The sequence below is a fragment of the Bauldia litoralis genome, from assembly GCF_900104485.1.
In the GTDB taxonomy this organism is placed as follows: domain Bacteria; phylum Pseudomonadota; class Alphaproteobacteria; order Rhizobiales; family Kaistiaceae; genus Bauldia; species Bauldia litoralis.
The window spans coordinates 188,604-205,786 of sequence record NZ_FMXQ01000007.1 but is presented as its reverse complement, the minus strand read 5'-3'; the positions used below and the strand labels follow the sequence as shown (position 1 = coordinate 205,786).

Genomic DNA, 17,183 nt, shown 5'->3' with positions numbered 1-17,183 from the left:
GCGACGTCAGCCGGCCTTGCGCGCCCGGGCGGCACGCTCCATGAAGCGCTTGTTCATCGCGTCCTCCGCCTCCTTCGACCCGTCGTGGAAGGTACCGAACCACCGGTCGAGGGGGATCGAGCCGTCGGCGTAGTTCACCTCGAAATACTTGTGGTGGAGGTAATGCGCGAAGGCGTGGGTATCGACCGCATCGTCCTCGCCGACGACGATCTTCTCAAAGCCGAAATGGCCGATCACCGCCGCGAGGCCGGCATGGAAGAGATGGAACATCGCGTGGATGGGGTGCGACAGCACGATCCAGTGGATGAGCACGCCGGAGAAGTAGAGGAGATGCTCGACCGGATGCATCGAGATGCTTGACCACGGGCCGGCGTTGACGTTGCGGTGGTGGAGGTGGTGAACGGTCCGGTAGAGCGGCGGCCAGTGGATCAGCCGGTGGACAAGATAGAAGTGGAACTCGCGGAAGAGCGGGATGATCAGCATCAGCACGACGAACCACACCGGGTTCGCGGCGAAGGTCAGGAACGGGATATAGCCATTGGCGAAGACCCACATGGTGAGGACCTCGTAGGCCGTCCAGATCGGCACCCCACTGGCCAGGGTCCAGAACATGTTGTCGAGGGTCTGGCTCTTGAACAGGAAGGTCGGGTTGTCGTTGTCGAGCCACTTCGGGTTGTATTTGAAAGTCGTGCCCTGCGATCGGCGAATATACAGCAGGAAGTGGATCGAGCCGTAAAAGACGAAGGTCATCGCCAGGTTGCGCGCCAGGATGAAGGCGACCCACCCGACCTCGAAGGTCTTCATCGTCTCCAGCGACGGGGTAGCGAGAAACCAGACGGCGATTGCGATCAGCGCGATCAGGAGGTTCCAGGGCAGGATGTAGCCCGGATAGCCGAACATCCACTTGAGAATGGCGAGCGGCTTCGTCGGCCATGAGAAAAGCGGCCCGTAGTCGAGCCGGTCAAACGGCGTCCAGTGGCCCCGGCGATCGCGCGTACCGTATTTGGCTTCGTCCATCACCCGCCTCCCGGGAGGCGCGACGATGCGGTGCGCGGCAGTCTGGCCGGCATTCGCCTGGGCGGTCACCTCCCGTCAACCGGCCCACTGGCAGAGAGTGCAGCCGGCCGGGGCGGTTGGCAAGCCGTCCCGGTGGACGATCCGCGCCTAGTCCTTCAGCCGGTAGCCGGTCCTGAAGATCCACCAGACGATGCCGAGGCAGACGAGGAGGAACACCGCCGTCGCCCCGAGGCTGACGGCGACCGAAACATCCGAAAGCCCGTAGAAGCTCCAGCGGAAGCCGCTGACCAGGTAGACGACGGGGTTGAACAGCGTCGCGGTCTGCCAGAATGGCGGCAGCATGCTGATCGAATAGAAGGTGCCGCCGAGGAAGGCGAGCGGCGTGAGGATCAGCATCGGCACGACCTGGAGCTGCTCGAATCCCTTGGCCCAGATGCCGAGAATGAAGCCCAGCAGGCTGAAGGCGACCGAGGTCAGCACCAGGAACAGCACCATGACGAACGGATGCTCGATGCGGATCGGCACAAACAGCGACGCAGTCGCCAGGATGATCAGCCCGAGGATGATCGACTTGGTCGCAGCGGCGCCGACGAAGCCGATGACGATCTCGGCAAAGGACACCGGCGCCGAAAGAAGCTCGTAGATCGTGCCGATGAATTTCGGGAAATAGATGCCGAAGGAGGCGTTGGTGGTGCTCTGCATCAGGAGCATCAGCATGATCAGGCCCGGCACGATGAAGGCGCCGTAGCTGACCCCGTCGATCTCGGGAATCCGCGACCCGATCGCGCCGCCGAAGACGACGAAATAGAGGGAGGTCGAAATCACCGGCGAGGCGACGCTCTGCAGAAGCGTCCGCGCCGTTCGCGCCATCTCGAGGTAGTAGATCGCCCAGATCGCCCGGAAGTTCATCAGCTTTTCCTCACCAGATCGACGAAGATGTCTTCCAGGGAGCTTTCCTTGGTCTGCAGGTCGCGGAACCGGATACCGGCATCGGCGAGATCGCCGAGCAGCGCCGTGATGCCGGTCCGTTCGCCCTGGGTGTCATAGCTGTAGAGCAGCGATCCGCCGTCGTCGGCGAGTTCCAGGTCATGGGCCTCGAGCGAAGCGGGAATGGCATCGAGCGGCTTCTGCAATTGCAGCGTCAACTGCTTCTTGCCGAGCTTGCGGATCAGTTCGGTCTTCTCCTCGACCAGGATGATCTCGCCCTTGGTGATGACCCCGATGCGGTCGGCCATCAACTGGGCTTCCTCGATGTAATGGGTGGTCAGGATGATGGTGACGCCGGCATCGCGCAGCCCGCGAACCACCTCCCACATCTCCCGCCGCAACTCGACATCGACGCCGGCGGTCGGCTCGTCGAGGAACAGGATCGTCGGCTCGTGGGAGAGCGCCTTGGCGATCATGACTCGCCGTTTCATGCCGCCCGACAGGGCGTTCAGCTTTGAATCCTTCTTGTCCCACAGGGACAGCTGTCTCAGCACCTTTTCCAGATGCGCCGGATTCTTTGGCTTTCCGAACAGGCCCCGGCTGAACGCCACCGTGTCCCAGACCGTCTCAAACGGCGCGATGGTGATTTCCTGCGGCACGAGGCCGATCCGCGACCGGGCCGCGCGATAGTCCTCGATGATGTCATGGCCGTCGGCGGTCACCGTCCCCGAACTCGGGCTGACGATCCCGCAAATGACTGAAATCAGGGTGGTCTTGCCGGCTCCATTGGGGCCGAGCAGCGCAAAGATCTCGCCCGGACGAATATCGAGACTGACGTCCGACAGGGCCTTGAAGCCGGTGTCATAGGTCTTCGACAGATGCGAGACGGAAATGATCGGTTGCATGGCGAAAACGAGCTCGGAAAACGATTTGCGATGGGGAATCGCACCGCCGCCCGCGATGCTCCACGGCCATATAGGCGCCTTCGCCGCCGCTACCAAGGGGGGAATTGCCCGTCCCGACCCACAACTGACAAAAGAAAAAGGGCCGGCCACAAAAGGCCGAGCCCCTTCAGATGGTTATCTGACGGCGGCGCTGCGGTCCGCCTACGTCCCCTCGCGGTCGGCGCTGACCCGCCAGATCGAGCCGGAGCCGTCCTCGGAGAAGTACAGCGCCCCATCGTTGCCGACGGCAACACCGACGGGCCGTCCCCAGACGCTCTTGGCGGACTCGACGAAGCCGGTGACGAAGTCCTGATAGGCGCCGGTCGCCTCGCCATTCTCGAAGTCCAGCCTGACGATCTTGTAGCCGGTCCGCTTGCCGCGGTTCCACGAGCCGTGCATCGCGACAAAGGCGTCGCCCGCATAGTCGGACGGGAACGTGTCGCCGTCATAGAAGGTGATGCCGAGCGGCGCGGAATGGGGCTGGAACAGCACGTCCGGCACGGTCACCTTGCCGGCAAGGTCAGGACGCTCATCGGCCCGGCGCGGGTCTTCGTTGTTGCCGATATAGAACCACGGCCAGCCGAAGAACTGCCCCTCGGCGACCGCCGTCGCATAGTCCGGCGGCAGGTTGTCGCCGAGACCGTCGCGCTCGTTGGTGACGCACCACAGGGCGCCCGTCGCGGGCTGGGTCGCGAGGCCGGAACAGTTGCGGATGCCGGTCGCGAAAATTCGCCTGTCGGTGCCGTCGGGATTGAAGGCCAGAACGGCCCCGCGATCGGTTTCGGCTCCCCACATCGCGCCCAGCGGCTGGCTCGCGGCAAAAGCTTCAACGCCGCCATTCGGCTCGCCGCGCACCTGCTCGGCGATGTTCGAGCCGGACCCGACGGCGACGAACAGTTTCGACCCATCGGACGAGAAGGCGAGGTCGCGAGTCCAGTGGTAGCCGGTCGGCAATTCGGCAACGACGGTTTCGGCAGCGCCGGTCGCCTCGAGGTCGCCGCTGGAATAGGGAAACCGGACCACGCTGTCCGTATTGGCGACGTAAACCCATTCCGGATTGTCGCCGTTCGGATAGAAGGCAATGCCATACGGCTGGTCGAGATCTGATGCGAAGACGCTGTCTTCTTGCGGTGATGAGTCATCCCCTATCCGCAACACCCTGATTTCATTGGCGGAGCTATCGGCGATGAAGAGATCGCCGTTCGGTGCGGTACGGATCACCCGTGGCTGATCGAAGCCGTCCGCCACCATCTCGGCGGTGAACCCGTCGATCGTCTTGAGGACCGGCTCCTCCGGCCGGCTGACGAGACCCGGGGCGTTGCTCGACGACCGGCTGGCGCCGGGCGAAGGCAAGTCATCGACGACGATCTTCCGCCAGACGCCGGGCGCGTCGTCCTGCCAACCGCCATACGCGGCCTTTCCGGTCAGCACGGCGTCGGATTCGGCAGCCGCGACCGTCGCCGTCAGCGCGACAAGAACTGCGGAGGAAACGGCCATGGCGGTCGTGGAATGTCGTATCATCGGGTCTTGCTCCTGTTTGTCTGGCGCCACCGAACCACCCCACGGAGACTGCAACGCTCCTTGCGCCCCGCGCCCTGCCGGCTACGGTGGCAAGTGTAGGCAGGCCGGCATCGTTCCGCAGTGCACGAGATCGTGAAATGAACGCAGACCCCAGACTGGACGACCCCGCGGAACTCATCGCCTGGTATGCCGAGATGGGCGTCGACATCGCCCTCGATGAAGAGCCTGTCGATCGGTTCGCGGCGCCGGCCCGGGCCCCCGCGGCGCCAGAGCCATCGGCGCCCGCCCCGTCCGCCACGCCATCGGCCCCCGCGACCCTGCGCCCCCAGGCGACCGTCGCGCCGAGCGACGACACCGCCCGGGAAGCGCGCGAGATCGCCCGTGCCGCGACGACGCTGGAGGAACTCCGCACCGCCCTCGACAATTTCCACGGCTGCAACCTGCGCCTGACGGCAACCCAACTGGTCTTTGCCGACGGCAACCCGGCCGGTCGGGTGATGCTGATCGGCGAAGGCCCGGGACGCGACGAGGACCTGCAGGGACTGCCCTTCGTCGGCCGTTCAGGACAACTGCTCGACCGGATGCTGGGCGCGATCGGTCTGAACCGGGAGGCGGTCTATATCGCCAACATCGTGCCGTGGCGGCCGCCGGGCAATCGCAAGCCGACGCCGCAGGAAACGGCGGTCTGCCGGCCGTTCATCGAGCGCCAGATCCAGCTCGCCGATCCGGAATTCCTGGTGCTCCTCGGCGGATCGGCGGCCAGCGAATTGCTCGACACCTCGGACGGAATCCTCAAGATGCGGGGCCGCTGGCGCGACTACGACACCGGCACGCGGCGGATCCGCGCCCTGCCGACCCTGCATCCCGCCTATCTGCTCCGCCAGCCGATCCACAAGCGGCTCGCCTGGCGCGATCTCCTCACCCTGAAAGAAGCGCTGGACGCGCAAGTCCCCGCGTGACCTTCGCGCCGGATTCCCATACCGTCCGGCGCGCAACAATCAGCCAACACGGCCCCAAGGCCGGCGCTCCGTCGAAAGGACCACGATGACCGACTCGAACCTGTTCGCGACCATCCGGGAGACCCTGTTCACCGCCGTCATCGGCGACGTGATGGATGCCGCCGGGCTGACCCGCCAGTTCCTGCCGCCGGCGATTGCCGCCATAAAGCCCGGCACGATGATCGTCGGACGGGCGATGCCGGTCCAGGTCGCCGATATCGGTAGCGGCAGGGAAAATCCCGACGCGCCGCCCTATGGACTACTGTTCCGGGCGCTCGATGGCCTCAAGTCCGGCGAAATCTACATGGCGAGCGGCGGCTCGCCGGACTACGCCCTGTGGGGCGGCCTGATGAGCGTCCGTGCCCTGCATCTGAAGGCGGTCGGCGCGGTCCTCGAAGGCCACCACCGCGATACGCCGGAAATCATGTCGCTGGATTTCCCGGTGTTTTCGCTCGGCGGTTATGCACAGGACCAGAAGGACCGCGGCAGCATCATCGATTTCCGCTGCCCCATCACCTTCTCCAACGGCACGCGCGTCGAGCCTGGGGACCTCGTGGTCGGCGATATAGACGGCGTCGTCGTCATCCCCCAGGTTGCCGAGGCCGATGTCATTCGCGGCGCCATTGCCAAGGTCGAGGGCGAGGACATGGTTCGCCGGATGATCGAGGCCGGGGAGCCCACCGAGGACGTCTTCATCAAGACCGGGATCATGTAGACTTCCCTCTATAGCGCCCCCGCGTTTTGCACAGGTCAGGTGTGCGGGATCGCTGCCTTGATTTCGGTCCGGTAAAAGGAGACACGGTCGCCCGCCCAACCCGGATTCTCCGGCCTGCTTGAAGTGTCGCCCGATGACCTCGACTCTGATCCCCATTGCCGCCCTGCTTCTCGGCTCGGGCTTCCTGCTGATGGCGGGCGGGCTGCACGGGCTGCTTTTGCCCGTTCAGGGCGCCGCCGAGGGCTTCACGACCTTCGAGCTCGGCCTGATCGGCACCGGATGGTCGGTCGGCTTCATGGCCGGCTGCATCTTGGTACCGACGATCGTCCGCCGCGTCGGCCATGTCCGCGGCTACAGTTCGATGGCGTCGCTGGCCGCGGTGGCGATCCTGCTCAACATCCTGATCGTCTCGCCCAGCGCCTGGATCACGCTGCGGGCGCTGTCCGGCTTCTGCTTCGCCGGCGCCTCGATGATCGTCGAATCCTGGCTGAACGAGCGGGCGACGCCGGAAAACCGCGGCACCGTCTTCTCGATTTACCAGATGGTGGTCTTCGGCGGCTCGACCATCGGCCAGCTCCTGATGGTGATCAGCCCGCCATCGACCTTTTTCTTCTTCGCCATCGGCGCCATTCTCTACTGCTTCGCCATCCTGCCGACAGCGCTGTCGACGGCGCAGCACCCCAACCCGCTCAAGACCGCCCGGCTCGACATACGCGGCCTCTATGCCAACTCGCCGGTGGCCGCCGTCGGCTGCTTCATGATCGGGCTGGTCAACGGCAGTTTCGGCACGCTGGGCGCGGTCTATGCGATACGGATCGGCCTGCCGGTCGCCGATATCGCCCTGCTGATGGCCGGCGCGGTGCTTGGCGGCGCGCTGGTCCAGTATCCGCTCGGGCGTCTGTCGGACCGCATGGACCGTCGCCGCGTGCTGGTCGCCGTGGCCGCTGCGGCGATCGTCGTGGCGCTGGTGCTGGTGGTGCTCCAGCCCCGAGCGCCGATGCTGGTGATCGGCCTGCTGATCCTCTTCGGCGCGACGATCTACCCGATGTATGGGATAGCGGTCGCCCACGCCAACGACTTCGCCGCCCCGGACGACTTCGTCAAGATCGCCGGCGGGCTGCTGCTCCTGCTCGGCCTCGGCTCGATGATCGGTCCGATCCTGGCCGCCCAGGCGATGGAACTGTTCATTCCCGAGGGGCTTTTCGCCTTTGCCGCCGGGGTCCATTTCCTGCTCCTGCTCTATACGATCTACCGGATGACCCGCCGGCAGGCGCAGGGCCGCGAACTCTTCCAGGGCGTACTGCCACCCAAGTCGGCCACGCCCGAGAGCGCCACCCTCGACCCCCGGGCGGACGCGGCCGACACCGAGCCTCCCCCGCCCTCGTCCGCCCCAAAGGACACGCCGATCTGACCGTCGGCACGATCCCCGTTGTCTTGTCGGATCGGGCTTGGTAACCAAGACGGTTAAGAGAGGCCGGCCCAAAGCCGAGCGTCTTGGCCAGTCAAGGCCGAATGGGGACACAGCCGCACATGGAGTACTTCACTCAGCAGCTCATCAACGGCGTAACCCTCGGATCGATCTACGGGTTGATCGCGATCGGTTACACGATGGTCTACGGGATCATCGGCATGATCAACTTCGCCCATGGCGACATCTTCATGGTCGGATCCTTCGTCGGGCTGATCGCCGTGGTGGTGCTCGGCATCAGCGCCGCGACACCGTTTTTCCTGCTCATTCTCGCCCTGCTCGTGGTCATCGCCATCGCCATGGCGCTGACCGCCGTCTGGGGCTGGACGGTCGAGCGGATCGCCTACAGGCCGCTGCGCGGCTCCTTCCGGCTGGCGCCGCTGATCACCGCGATCGGCATGTCGATCACCCTGCAGAACTTCGTCCAGATCAGCCAGGGCGCCAGGGTCAAGCCGGTCCAGCCGATCGTCACCGGCGGCTACACGTTGATGGAGAGCGCCGACGGCTTCGTCGTCCAGATTTCCAACATCCAGATCATCATCATCGTGCTCACGGTCGTCCTGATGGCGGGCTTCACGATGCTCATCAACAAGACCTCGCTCGGCCGCGCCCAACGGGCCTGCGAGCAGGATGCGCGGATGGCGTCGCTGCTCGGCATCAATGTCGACCGCACGATCTCCCTGACTTTCGTCATGGGCGCCGCGCTTGCCGCGGTCGCCGGCGTGATGTTCGTGCTCTATTACGGCGTCATCGACTTCTATATCGGCTTCCTTGCCGGGGTTAAGGCCTTCACCGCCGCCGTCCTTGGCGGCATCGGCTCGCTGCCCGGCGCCATGCTCGGCGGCCTGCTGATCGGCCTGATCGAGACCTTCTGGTCGGCCTATTTCTCGATCGAATACAAGGACGTCGCGGCCTTCTCGATCCTTGTCATCGCCCTGATCTTCCTGCCCTCCGGCCTGCTTGGCCGCCCAGAGGTCGAGAAGGTCTGAGGATGGCGAACAGCACGGAAGAAAGCGCCCTCAGCACCAGCGCGGTCGGCGCAGAGATCGAGGACGAGCGTCGCGCGGAGGCCGTCCGCGGCGAGCCGCCCTTCACGGTGAATCCGCCGTCCGGCGACGCCTTCGGGGCAGCGCTGAAGGACGCGATCATCAGTGCGCTGATCGCACTGGCGCTTGCCGGACCGATGGTCGGGCTGCGCACCGAAACGGCGATCGGCGGCCTGTCGCTGACCCAGAACTGGATGCCGGTCGCCGCGATCGTCGCGGTGGTCTTCTTTGGCCGTCTCTTCCTGACCCTCTTCGTCTGGGGGCGAAGCTCGGGCATCCGCTCGGTCGCCGCGACCTCGTTCCGGCTGCTGCCGTCCGGCACGCAGTTGTCGAACTGGAAGGTGCCGGGACTGATCGGCGCGATCGCCTTCACCATCGTCATGCCGTTCCTGCCCTTTGCCGATCGCTACTGGATGGACCAGGCGATTGTCATCCTGACCTACTGCATGCTCGGCTGGGGACTGAATGTCGTCGTCGGCCTCGCCGGCCTGCTCGACCTCGGCTATGTCGCCTTCTACGCGGTCGGCGCCTATTCCTTCGCGCTGCTGGCCACAAATTTCGATCTCGGCTTCTGGGTCTGCCTGCCGATGGCCGGCATCCTCGCCGCCGGCTGGGGCCTGATCCTCGGCTTCCCGGTGCTGCGCCTTCGCGGCGACTACCTGGCGATCGTCACCCTCGCCTTCGGCGAGATCATCCGCGTCGTCATCATCAACTGGTACGACTTCACCAACGGCCCGGACGGCATCTCCGGCATTCCGCGCCCGACCCTTTTCGGCATTCCCTTCGATCGCAGCGACGAGGGCTTCGCCGCGATCTTCGGACTGGAATATTCGTCGATCCAGCGGATCATCTTCCTCTATTACATCATCCTGGTGCTCGCCCTGATCACCAACTTCGTCACCCTGCGCCTGCGCCGGCTACCGGTCGGCCGCGCATGGGAAGCGCTGCGCGAGGACGAGATCGCCTGCCGCTCGCTCGGCATCAACACCACCAACACGAAGCTCACCGCCTTCGCCACCGGCGCCATGTTCGGCGGCTTCGCCGGCTCGTTCTTCGCCACCCGGCAGGGCTTCATCTCGCCCGAGAGCTTCACGGCGATCGAGTCCTTCATCATCCTGGCCGTGGTGGTGCTCGGCGGCCTCGGCAGCCAGCTCGGCATCGTCATCGCCGTGATCTTCCTCAACACCGCCTTCGAGGTCCTGCGTGAATTGCAGGAATACCGGATGCTGATCGTCGGTCTCGCGATGGTGCTGATCATGGTCTGGCGACCACGCGGACTGATCTCGACCCGCCACCCGTCGATCACCCTCAAGGGGAAAGCGAAGGCTGTTCGAGCGGAACTGGTTGGGGAGGGCAGCGGATGACGCGCTGGCAGAGCGACCCGATCCTGACGGTCGAACACCTCACAATGCGCTTTGGCGGCCTTGTCGCCGTCGACGACCTGTCCTTCACGGTGGGCCGCGGCGACATCACGGCGATCATCGGGCCGAACGGCGCCGGCAAGACCACGGTGTTCAACTGCATCACCGGCTTCTACAAGCCGACCGAGGGCCGTATCGCCATCGCCCTCGACAAGGCCGATCCGCCGACCATGGACCGGCTGACCGCCAGCGGCGCGCGGTTGTCGGCCGATCGCAACATCCTGCTTCTCGACCGGATGCCGGATTTCGAGATCGCCCGGGACGCCAAGGTGGCGCGGACGTTCCAGAATATCCGGCTGTTCGGCGGCATGACCGTGCTGGAGAACCTGTTCGTCGCCCAGCACAACAAGCTGATGGTCGCCTCGAACTACACCATTGGCGGCATTTTCGGCCTCGCCAGCTACCGCAAGGGACAGGCGGCGGCGCTCGAGCGGGCGAAATACTGGCTCGAGCACATCGACCTGATCGAGCGGGCGGACGACCCGGCCGCCGACCTGCCCTATGGCGACCAGCGCCGGCTCGAAATCGCCCGGGCGATGTGCACCGAGCCGAGGCTCTTGTGCCTCGACGAACCGGCCGCCGGCCTCAACCCGCGGGAGTCGGCGCAGCTCAACAAGCTCCTGCGCTTCATTCGCGACGAGCACGGCATCTCCGTCCTGCTCATCGAGCATGACATGGGCGTCGTCATGGAGATTTCCGACCACATCGTCGTGCTCGACTACGGCGAGAAGATTTCCGACGGCGCCGCGGACGCCGTCCGCAACGACCCGAAGGTCATCGCCGCCTACCTTGGCGTCGAGGACGAGGAAGTCGACGCGGTCGAGCAGGAAGTCATGCAATGACCGCGCTTCTCTCCGTCAATGGCGTCAAGACCTATTACGGCAAGATCGTCGCCCTGCGCGGCGTTGATGTCGAGATCAACGAAGGCGAGATCGTCACGCTGATCGGGGCCAACGGCGCCGGCAAGTCGACCCTGATGATGACGATCTGCGGCAGCCCCCGCGCCAGCGAGGGCAGCATCGTCTTCGGCGGCAAGGACATCACCAACCTGCCGACCCACGACATCATGCGCATGTCGATCAGCCAGTCGCCCGAGGGCCGGCGCATCTTTCCGCGCATGACGGTGCTGGAGAATCTCCAGATGGGCGCCGCGGCGATTGGCTTCGATCATTTCGATGCCGACATCGACCGGGTTTTCGGGCTGTTTCCGATCCTCAAGAAGCGGCAGGGCCAGCGCGGCGGTACGCTGTCGGGCGGCGAGCAGCAGATGCTGGCCATCGCCCGGGCGCTGATGAGCCGGCCGAAGCTCCTGCTCCTCGACGAGCCCTCGCTCGGCCTCGCGCCACTGATCGTCAGGCAGATCTTCGACGTGCTCCGCGACCTCAACCAGAAGGAGGGGCTGACGGTGTTCCTGGTCGAGCAGAATGCCTATCACGCCCTCCGCCTCGCCCATCGCGGCTACGTGATGGTCAACGGCGAGATCACCATGACCGGCGCCGGCCGCGAACTCCTCAAGCGGGAGGAAGTCCGCGCCGCATATCTCGAAGGCGGGGCGCACTGACATGGGCGGTATCTGGGAAGTTTCTCTCGGTGATTTCTTGCTGGTCACGCTGTTTCTCGGCGGCGGCGCCGCCTATCTCACCGGCCGGGCCGTCGCTTCGACCTGGCGCCCCTATCGCAGCCTGGTCATCTACATCGTCCTGCTCACCGCCGCGGTCCGGTTCATCCACTACGCCCTGTTCGGCGGGACACTGATTTCCCTGCAGTTCTACGCGGTTGACCTTGTCATCCTGCTGGTGCTCGGCAGCCTCGGCTTCCGGATCACCCGCGCCGGTCAGATGACCACCCAGTATGGCTGGCTTTTCCAACGTTCCGGGCCGTTTTCCTGGCGATCGCGCTAGCGATCCTGCCGGCAAAAGGTCGGACACAATCAGTCCGTTGCGCAGCGCCCTGCAACTCGCTAACCTCCCGACAAGCCGGGCATTTTTCCCGGTTCCGCTGCTTCAAATACCCAACAATCCTTCCAGGGGAGCAAGCTCTTGAAGACCCTTATCAAAGCAGGTATCGCCCTTTCCATGGGCGTCGCATTGGCTGGATCGGCCCATGCGGATATCACCATCGCGACCGCCGGTCCGATGACCGGCCAGTACGCATCCTTCGGTGCGCAGATGAAAGCCGGCGCCGAGCAGGCTGTCGAGGACATCAACGCCGCTGGCGGCGTGCTCGGCCAGCAGCTGGTTCTCGAGGTCGGCGACGACGCTTGCGATCCGAAGCAGGCCGTCGCTGTCGCCAACCAGATGGCAGGCAAGGGCATCGCCCTGATGGCCGGCCACTTCTGCTCGGGATCGTCGATCCCGGCGTCGGACGTCTATGCGGACGAGGACATCATCCAGATCTCGCCGGCTTCGACCAACCCGAAATTCACCGACGAGCGCCCCGGCAACGGCATCATGCGCGTCTGCGGTCGTGACGATCAGCAGGGCCTGGTCGCTGGCGAATTCCTCGCCAAGAACTTTGCCGACAAGAATATCGCGATCATCAACGACAAGACCGCCTACGGCAAAGGCCTCGCCGACGAGACCCAGAAGTACATGGAAGCGGCCGGCAAGAAGGCCACCATGCTGGAGTCCTACACGGCTGGCGAAAAGGACTACAACTCGCTGGTCTCCAAGCTGAAGGCGGCCAACATCGACGTCCTCTATGTCGGCGGCTATCACACCGAGGCCGGCCTGATCAAACGCCAGATGGTCGATCAGGGCATGGAGACCATGCTGGTTTCCGGCGACGCGCTGGTCACCGACGAGTACTGGGCGATCACCGGCGATGCCGGCGCCGGCACGCTGATGACCTTCTCGCCCGATCCGCGCAAGAACCCGGTCGCCGCTCCGGTGGTCGAGCGTCTTGAGGCCGCGGGCCGCACCACCGAGGGCTACTCGCTCTACACCTATGGTGCGATCCAGGCATGGGCGCAGGCCGTCGAGCGGGCTGGCTCGGTCGACTTCGAGCCGGTTGTCGCCGAACTCGAGAACGGCAGCTTCGACACCGTCCTCGGCGAGTTCAGCTTCAACGGCAAGGGCGATGTAAACATCCCCGGCTACGTCTTCTATGAGTGGAAGGGCGGCGCCTACGACTATCTCGAAGAGAAGATGTAGGATCGCAACACCCGCGTGATCGCCCGCAAGGGCGACAGGGCCCCGGCGGCAACGCCGGGGTCTTTTTTGTTCCACCAGACCTGCGATAGCCTCCGACGATGCGTAGCGCCCCGAAGAATCTCCTGACCGACGTCGCCGGCCTCAAGGTCGGCAATGCCGACGACGCGACGCTGAAATCCGGCGTTTCGGTCATCCTTTGCGACGAGCCGGCGGTCGCCTCGGTTCATGTCATGGGCGGCGCGCCGGGCACGCGCGAGACGGACCTGCTCGCCCCCGAGCAGACGGTCGACACCATCGACGCCGTGGTCCTGTCCGGCGGCTCGGCCTTCGGGCTCGACGCGGCCGGCGGGGTCGCCTCGGCGCTTGCCGCGGCCGGCCGCGGCTTCGCGGTCGCCGGCATGCGCGTCCCCCTGGTTCCGGCGGCGATCCTGTTCGACCTCGCCAATGGCGGCGACAAGGACTGGGGCACGGAGCCGCCCTATGCCCGTCTCGGCCGCGAGGCGCTTGCCGCTGTCTCGGCGGATTTCGCCATCGGCACTGTCGGCGCCGGCGCCGGCGCGACCACCGCCACCCTCAAGGGCGGGCTCGGTTCCGCCTCGGCGCGGCTGGAAAACGGCGTCACCATCGCCGCCCTGGTCGCGGTCAACGCGGTCGGCCAGGCGACGATCGGCGACACCGGCCACTTCTGGGCCGCGCCCTTCGAGATCGGCGACGAGTTTGGCGGACGCGGCTTCCCCTCGCCCCTCCCCGCCGACGCCGCCGCGCTTCGTCACAAGCTCCAGCCCTCGGCCGGCGCCAACACCACCATCGCCGTCATCGCCACCGACGCCGTGTTGACCAAGGCGCAGGCGAAGCGTCTCGCCATGGTCACGCATGACGGTTTCGCCCGGGCCATCTGGCCCTCGCACACGCCCTTCGACGGCGACCTCGTCTTCGCGCTTGCGACCGGCAAGGTGCCGCTCGGGAACCCCGCCTTCGACATGATCGAGATCGGCGCTGTCGCCGCTTCCTGCATGGCGCGCGCCATCGCCCGGGGCGTCCATGCCGCGACCCCGGCGCCGCACGACACCGTCCCGACCTGGCGCCAGCGCTTCGGCGCATGAGTCACGGCGCAAGCGATTGCACCCTTTGGAACCGCGTGATAGCCCCACATCATGAGCCGCAAGTCCCTGATAGCCCCCTCGATCCTCGCCGCTGACTTCGCCCGCCTGGGCGAGGAGATCCGCGCCGTCGAAGCCGCGGGTGCCGACTGGATCCACGTCGATGTCATGGACGGTCATTTCGTCCCCAACATCAGCTTCGGCCCGCCGGTCGTCGCCGCCGTCCGGCCGGTGACCGGGAAGCCGCTCGACGTCCACCTGATGATCGCTCCGGCCGATCCGTATCTCGCCGAATTCGCAAAGGCGGGCGCCGACCGCATCACCGTCCATGCCGAGGCGGGGCCGCACCTCCATCGCTCGCTGCAGACCATCAAGGGCCTCGGCAAGCTTGCCGGCGTGGCGCTCAATCCGGCGACGCCGGTCGACGCCATCGACTATGTGCTCGATATCGTCGACCTGGTGCTGGTAATGACCGTCAATCCCGGCTTCGGCGGCCAGAGCTTCATCCCCCATTCGACCGCCAAGGTCGCCGCCGTCCGCGAGCGGATCGGCGATCGCGACATCCTGATCGAGGTGGATGGCGGCGTGGACCCCGACACCGCCGGGCCGCTGGCCGCCGCGGGCGCCAATGTCCTCGTCGCGGGATCCGCCGTCTACAAGGGCGACGCCTCGGCCTATGCATCGAACATCGCGGCAATCCGCAAGGCCGCCGACGAGGCCTGAAGCCGGTCCCGGCGCGGCCTGCAAACAGGGAGTTCCGATGATGCCCCTGCCGAAGGCCCTGCTCGTCCTCCTCGCCCTGATCCTCACGCCGGCAACCGCGCTGGCCGCCGACAATGCCGAATCGGCGATGCTCGGCTTCTCGCCGGACGGCCGCTACGTCGCCTTCGAGCAATACGGCGTCCAGGACGGATCGGGCTTCCCCTATTCGGCGATCTACCTGATCGACACGGCGACGGACCAATGGGTCAGCGGCACGCCGATCAGCGTCACCCGCGAGGACGAGACAGCGACGCTGGCGGCGACGCGCGCCGAGGCGCAGGCGAGGGCCCTGCCCTTCCTCACCGCCCGGCAGATCGGCGTGGATGGCGCCACACTGGTCAGCAACCCGCTGACCGAGACCTCGGCCGATCCCCATTTCGTGTCCTTCCAGCCCTTCCACTTCGGGCTGCCATCGTCGCAGCCGGACTACCGGCTGCACCTGGCGGAATACCCCCTGCCGGCGCCGGACTGCCCCGATCTCGAACTCGGCAAGCCCTTCCAGGGTTTCAGGCTGACCCTGACCACCCCCGACGGCGCGACACGGACGCTCGCCAGCGATACCCAGATCCCGAAAAGCCGCCGCTGCCCCTTCAACTATGCGATTTCCGAGGTCGTTCTCTTCCATCCGCCAGCCGGGGAACCGGTGATCGTCGTGCTGGTCAGCGTCTTTTCCTTTGGTTTCGAGGGCTTCGACCGTCGTTTTCTGGCCGTGACCGGCCATCTCGACGGGTGACCGCATTGCCGGAGCGCGCAGCGATTTGCTAGACCCTCCGCATCGACCTCCAGAACAGGCGTCCCGATGATCCCGCGCTACACCCGTCCCGAGATGGCGGCCATTTGGTCGCCCGAGTCCCGCTTCCGCATCTGGTTCGAGATCGAGGCCCATGCGCTCGACGCCATGGCCGAGATCGGCATGGTGCCGGCGGAGGCCGCGCGGGTGGTGCGCGAGCGCGGCGACAAGGCGGTCTTCGATGTCGCCCGCATCGACGAAATCGAACGCGAGACCCGGCACGACGTCATCGCCTTCCTTACCCACCTGGCCGAGATCGTCGGACCGGAAGCTCGCTTCATCCACCAGGGGCTGACCTCCTCGGACATTCTCGATACCTGCTTCAGCGTCCAGCTGGTCCGCGCCGCCGACCTCCTGACCGCCGACCTCGACCGCCTGCTCGCGGCCCTCAAGACCCGCGCCTACGAGCACAAGGACACGGTCTGTATCGGCCGCAGCCACGCCATCCATGCCGAGCCGACCACCTTCGGCATCAAGCTCGCCTATGCCTTCGCCGAATTCGCCCGGGCCCGTCGCCGGCTCCATGCGGCGCGCGAGGAAGTCGCGACGGCAGCGCTGTCCGGCGCCGTCGGCACCTTCGCCAATATCGACCCGCGGGTGGAGGAGCATGTCGCCCGCGCCCTTGGCCTGCGGCCGGAGCCGATCTCGACCCAGGTCATCCCGCGCGACCGCCACGCCATGTATTTCGCCACCCTCGGGGTTATCGCCTCGTCGGTCGAGCGGCTGGCGACCGAGATCCGCCACCTGCAGCGGACGGAAGTGCGCGAGGTCGAGGAATTCTTCTCGAAGGGCCAGAAGGGCTCGTCGGCAATGCCGCACAAGCGCAATCCGGTGCTGTCGGAAAACCTCACCGGCCTCGCCCGGCTGGTGCGCGCCACCGCGGCCCCGGCGATGGAGAATGTCGCCCTGTGGCACGAGCGCGACATCTCCCACTCCTCGGTCGAGCGGGTGATCGGCCCCGACGCGACGATCGGGCTCGACTTCGCCCTCTCCCGCCTCGGCGGACTGATCGAGAACCTGCTGGTCTATCCCGACGCGATGCAGCGCAACCTCGACCAACTCGGCGGCCTCGTCCATTCGCAGCGCGTGCTGCTGGCGCTGACCCAGGCCGGCATGAGCCGCGAGGACGCCTATGCCGCCGTCCAGCGCAACGCCATGCAGGTCTGGGAGCAAGGCGGCGATTTCCTGGCGCTGCTCAAGGCGGATGACGCCGTCGTCGCGGCCGTCACCGAGGCCGATCTCGAGGCGCTCTTCGACCTCGGCTACCATCTCAAGAATACCGACGAACTCTTCCGGCGCGTCTTCGGCACCGGGAACTGACC

17 protein-coding genes are annotated in these 17,183 nt (G+C 65.9%); 13 read left to right on the top strand and 4 right to left on the bottom strand.

Annotated elements, in window-relative coordinates; all coding sequences use genetic code 11:
- Positions 1-6: 6 nt before the first annotated feature.
- From BLT60_RS17210 to BLT60_RS17195, 4 genes are all read right to left on the bottom strand, one after another.
- Positions 7-1,017 (bottom strand): sterol desaturase family protein, encoded by a 1,011-nt coding sequence (locus tag BLT60_RS17210; protein ID WP_090878240.1) that lies wholly within the window; start codon positions 1,015-1,017, stop codon positions 7-9.
- Positions 1,018-1,164: 147 nt separating this feature from the next.
- A complete protein-coding gene (locus tag BLT60_RS17205) occupies positions 1,165-1,926 on the bottom strand; it encodes an ABC transporter permease (protein WP_090878239.1) in 762 nt (253 codons plus the stop codon).
- A complete protein-coding gene (locus BLT60_RS17200; protein WP_090878237.1) occupies positions 1,926-2,849 on the bottom strand; it encodes an ABC transporter ATP-binding protein in 924 nt (307 codons plus the stop codon). Before BLT60_RS17200 ends, BLT60_RS17205 begins: the two co-directional genes overlap by 1 nt.
- 201 nt (positions 2,850-3,050) lie before the next feature.
- On the bottom strand, positions 3,051-4,409 hold the full coding sequence (locus BLT60_RS17195; protein WP_090878235.1) for a PQQ-dependent sugar dehydrogenase: 1,359 nt from the start codon (positions 4,407-4,409) through the stop codon (positions 3,051-3,053).
- A 137-nt stretch (positions 4,410-4,546) separates the two neighbouring features.
- Between BLT60_RS17195 and BLT60_RS17190 the strand changes: the two genes are divergently transcribed.
- The 13 genes from BLT60_RS17190 (at position 4,547) to purB (ending at position 17,181) form a co-directional block, all read left to right on the top strand.
- Positions 4,547-5,368, top strand: a complete 822-nt coding sequence (locus tag BLT60_RS17190; RefSeq protein ID WP_090878233.1) for a uracil-DNA glycosylase — start codon at positions 4,547-4,549, stop codon at positions 5,366-5,368.
- An 85-nt stretch (positions 5,369-5,453) separates the two neighbouring features.
- Positions 5,454-6,122 carry an RraA family protein gene (locus tag BLT60_RS17185; RefSeq protein WP_090878231.1) on the top strand — a complete coding sequence of 223 codons (669 nt, stop codon included), beginning with the start codon at positions 5,454-5,456 and terminating at the stop codon, positions 6,120-6,122.
- A 133-nt stretch (positions 6,123-6,255) separates the two neighbouring features.
- Positions 6,256-7,533, top strand: coding sequence for an MFS transporter (locus BLT60_RS17180; RefSeq protein ID WP_090878230.1), 1,278 nt, complete (start codon positions 6,256-6,258; stop codon positions 7,531-7,533).
- 119 nt (positions 7,534-7,652) lie between these two features.
- Complete coding sequence (locus BLT60_RS17175) at positions 7,653-8,579, top strand: ABC transporter permease subunit (RefSeq protein ID WP_090878228.1); 927 nt, start codon at positions 7,653-7,655, stop codon at positions 8,577-8,579.
- A 2-nt stretch (positions 8,580-8,581) separates the two neighbouring features.
- On the top strand, positions 8,582-10,000 hold the full coding sequence (gene livM / locus BLT60_RS17170) for a high-affinity branched-chain amino acid ABC transporter permease LivM (protein ID WP_090878226.1): 1,419 nt from the start codon (positions 8,582-8,584) through the stop codon (positions 9,998-10,000).
- The gene (locus tag BLT60_RS17165) at positions 9,997-10,899 is read left to right on the top strand and encodes an ABC transporter ATP-binding protein (RefSeq protein WP_090878224.1); all 903 of its coding nucleotides are present in this window, start codon (positions 9,997-9,999) and stop codon (positions 10,897-10,899) included. The genes livM and BLT60_RS17165 overlap by 4 nt, the downstream gene beginning before the upstream one ends.
- A complete protein-coding gene (locus BLT60_RS17160) occupies positions 10,896-11,618 on the top strand; it encodes an ABC transporter ATP-binding protein (protein WP_090878222.1) in 723 nt (240 codons plus the stop codon). Before BLT60_RS17165 ends, BLT60_RS17160 begins: the two co-directional genes overlap by 4 nt.
- A 1-nt stretch (position 11,619) precedes the next feature.
- Positions 11,620-11,958: a DUF6867 family protein gene (locus tag BLT60_RS17155; protein ID WP_090878220.1), complete on the top strand. Its 339-nt coding sequence runs from the start codon at positions 11,620-11,622 to the stop codon at positions 11,956-11,958.
- Positions 11,959-12,132: 174 nt separating this feature from the next.
- Entirely contained in the window at positions 12,133-13,209 is a 1,077-nt protein-coding gene (locus tag BLT60_RS17150) for a branched-chain amino acid ABC transporter substrate-binding protein (protein ID WP_090878218.1), read from the top strand.
- A gap of 98 nt (positions 13,210-13,307) precedes the next feature.
- Entirely contained in the window at positions 13,308-14,312 is a 1,005-nt protein-coding gene (locus BLT60_RS17145) for a P1 family peptidase (RefSeq protein WP_090878216.1), read from the top strand.
- Between the two features lie 51 nt (positions 14,313-14,363).
- Positions 14,364-15,032, top strand: coding sequence for a ribulose-phosphate 3-epimerase (gene rpe / locus BLT60_RS17140; protein WP_090878214.1), 669 nt, complete (start codon positions 14,364-14,366; stop codon positions 15,030-15,032).
- Positions 15,033-15,072: 40 nt separating this feature from the next.
- Positions 15,073-15,804, top strand: coding sequence for a DUF2259 domain-containing protein (locus tag BLT60_RS17135; protein ID WP_175478498.1), 732 nt, complete (start codon positions 15,073-15,075; stop codon positions 15,802-15,804).
- Positions 15,805-15,870: 66 nt separating this feature from the next.
- The gene (gene purB / locus BLT60_RS17130) at positions 15,871-17,181 is read left to right on the top strand and encodes an adenylosuccinate lyase (protein ID WP_090878211.1); all 1,311 of its coding nucleotides are present in this window, start codon (positions 15,871-15,873) and stop codon (positions 17,179-17,181) included.
- Positions 17,182-17,183: the final 2 nt, after the last annotated feature.

Bases quoted from the DNA above. Each gene is read 5' to 3' on its own strand.
- BLT60_RS17135 (WP_175478498.1), top strand. From the start codon at position 15,073: ATGCCCCTGCCGAAGGCCCTGCTCGTCCTCCTCGCCCTGATCCTCACG.
- BLT60_RS17150 (WP_090878218.1), top strand. From the start codon at position 12,133: ATGGGCGTCGCATTGGCTGGATCGGCCCATGCGGATATCACCATCGCG.
- BLT60_RS17205 (WP_090878239.1), bottom strand. From the start codon at position 1,926: ATGAACTTCCGGGCGATCTGGGCGATCTACTACCTCGAGATGGCGCGA.
- rpe (WP_090878214.1), top strand. From the start codon at position 14,364: ATGAGCCGCAAGTCCCTGATAGCCCCCTCGATCCTCGCCGCTGACTTC.
- BLT60_RS17190 (WP_090878233.1), top strand. From the start codon at position 4,547: ATGAACGCAGACCCCAGACTGGACGACCCCGCGGAACTCATCGCCTGG.
- BLT60_RS17210 (WP_090878240.1), bottom strand. From the start codon at position 1,017: ATGGACGAAGCCAAATACGGTACGCGCGATCGCCGGGGCCACTGGACG.
- purB (WP_090878211.1), top strand. From the start codon at position 15,871: ATGATCCCGCGCTACACCCGTCCCGAGATGGCGGCCATTTGGTCGCCC.
- BLT60_RS17180 (WP_090878230.1), top strand. From the start codon at position 6,256: ATGACCTCGACTCTGATCCCCATTGCCGCCCTGCTTCTCGGCTCGGGC.
- BLT60_RS17155 (WP_090878220.1), top strand. From the start codon at position 11,620: ATGGGCGGTATCTGGGAAGTTTCTCTCGGTGATTTCTTGCTGGTCACG.
- BLT60_RS17200 (WP_090878237.1), bottom strand. From the start codon at position 2,849: ATGCAACCGATCATTTCCGTCTCGCATCTGTCGAAGACCTATGACACC.
- BLT60_RS17165 (WP_090878224.1), top strand. From the start codon at position 9,997: ATGACGCGCTGGCAGAGCGACCCGATCCTGACGGTCGAACACCTCACA.
- BLT60_RS17160 (WP_090878222.1), top strand. From the start codon at position 10,896: ATGACCGCGCTTCTCTCCGTCAATGGCGTCAAGACCTATTACGGCAAG.
- BLT60_RS17195 (WP_090878235.1), bottom strand. From the start codon at position 4,409: ATGATACGACATTCCACGACCGCCATGGCCGTTTCCTCCGCAGTTCTT.
- livM (WP_090878226.1), top strand. From the start codon at position 8,582: ATGGCGAACAGCACGGAAGAAAGCGCCCTCAGCACCAGCGCGGTCGGC.
- BLT60_RS17185 (WP_090878231.1), top strand. From the start codon at position 5,454: ATGACCGACTCGAACCTGTTCGCGACCATCCGGGAGACCCTGTTCACC.
- BLT60_RS17145 (WP_090878216.1), top strand. From the start codon at position 13,308: ATGCGTAGCGCCCCGAAGAATCTCCTGACCGACGTCGCCGGCCTCAAG.
- BLT60_RS17175 (WP_090878228.1), top strand. From the start codon at position 7,653: ATGGAGTACTTCACTCAGCAGCTCATCAACGGCGTAACCCTCGGATCG.